Origin of the sequence: Gallibacterium anatis DSM 16844 = F 149, from assembly GCF_000379785.1 — a bacterium.
GTDB classification, from domain to species: Bacteria; Pseudomonadota; Gammaproteobacteria; order Enterobacterales; family Pasteurellaceae; genus Gallibacterium; species Gallibacterium anatis.
Map to the genome: position 1 here is coordinate 1 of NZ_KB903766.1, position 1,829 is coordinate 1,829.

Below are 1,829 nucleotides of genomic sequence, written 5' to 3' on the forward strand. Positions count from 1 at the left end.
GATCGCCTTATTACTCTTCATAAGCGACAGCACGAGCATTATCAGCTTTTGAAAAAAGCCTTATTACAGCAAATGTTTGTTTAAGTTTTAAGTTAAAGAATTTATTTTACGGAGTTTTTATGACAACTATCTCAAATATCACCAACCAAATTTGGGCAATGGCAAATGACTTACGCGGCAATATGGACGCCTCAGAATATAAAAATTATATTTTAGGTTTTATTTTCTACCGCTATCTTTCTGAGCATCAAGAAGCTTATTTGCTTGAGAATGGGATTATTACGCCCAAACCACACCAAAGTGCTAATGACGCCTATTTCGAAGCCGTACAACAAGATGGCTTAGAAGATTATTTAAATGATATTGCCAACACCTTAGGTTATGCCATCGCTCCTACAAACACTTGGGCAACGCTAATCCAAAAAATTGAGCAAAATCAGATTGTTCCAAGTGACTATCAAGTACTTGTTGATAATTTTAACCAAAATAGCGAAATTAACCCTGAAGCACAAAAAGATTTCCGCGGCATATTTAGTGATCTTAATTTAAGTGATTCTCGCCTTGGGACTAACACCAATGACCGCACCAAAGCGTTAAATAAAGTAGTGCAGTTGGTTAATGAAGTGCAGTACAAAGACGATAACGGCAGAGATATTTTAGGCGAAATTTATGAAGAACTGATCGGCAAATTCGCTGCAAATGCGGGCAAAAAAGGTGGCGAATTTTATACCCCTCACGCCGTCAGCCAAATTCTCGCTAGAATTGTCACTCAAGATGCTAAAACAGACGATGTGTTCACGGTTTACGACCCAACTTGTGGCTCGGGTTCTTTATTGCTTACTGTAGGGAATGCCTTACCAAATGGCAAAAAAGAGGGAGCAATCAAGTATTACGGACAAGAACTTTCTACCACTACTTACAACTTGGCAAGAATGAACTTAATGATGCATGGTGTCAGTTTTGCCAATATGACATTATCTAACGCCAATACGCTAGAATCCGACTGGCCAGACGGCTTAGATAAAGACGGCATCGACCACCCACGCAGCTTTGATGCGGTGGTCGCCAATCCGCCTTATTCTGCCAACTGGGATAACGCTGAGCGTAAATTAAAAGATCCCCGTTTTTCCGAATACGGCAAACTTGCACCAAAATCTAAAGCGGATTTTGCCTTTATTTTACACAGTCTGTACCACTTAAAAAACAATGGCACAATGGCAATCGTATTACCGCACGGCGTGTTATTCCGCGGCGCAGCAGAAGGACATATTCGCAAAATCTTGATTGAGAAAAACTATATTGATGCGGTCATTGGTTTACCAGCAAATTTATTTTTTGGGACATCTATCCCAACTTGTATTTTAGTGTTCAAAAAAGACCGCACTTCTCGCGATATTTTATTTATTGATGCCAGCCAACACTTTGAGAAAGGCAAAAATCAAAACCATCTCAGCGAACAGCACATTAACGCTATTGTAGAGGCTTATCAAAAACGCGAAAATATTGAGAAATTCGCCCAACTTGCCACCCTAGAAGAAGTGCAAGCTAATGAATACAATCTCAATATTCCTCGCTATGTAGATACCTTCGAAGCAGAAGAAGAAATCGATCTTGATGAAGTGCTTGCCAAAATTGCTGAAGATAAAGCAGAAATTGCTCAACTTGAAGCCGAAATCAACGAACAGTTAAACATTCTTGGAGTTAAATCAATACTTTAATCTATTGATTTATAAGTGAAATTTTTGTTTTTATCATTATTTAAAAGCCATTTAGCCAATTATTCTAAATGGCTTTTTTATCACCAAAAATCCTTACGCTTGGGAAAAGTG

At 38.6% G+C, this 1,829-nt stretch carries 1 protein-coding gene; it reads left to right on the forward strand.

From position 1 onward, the window contains the following. Nucleotides 1-119 precede the first annotated feature (119 nt). Nucleotides 120-1,718 carry a type I restriction-modification system subunit M gene (locus A3EO_RS0112465; protein WP_018347398.1) on the forward strand — a complete coding sequence of 533 codons (1,599 nt, stop codon included), beginning with the start codon at nucleotides 120-122 and terminating at the stop codon, nucleotides 1,716-1,718. Nucleotides 1,719-1,829: the final 111 nt, after the last annotated feature.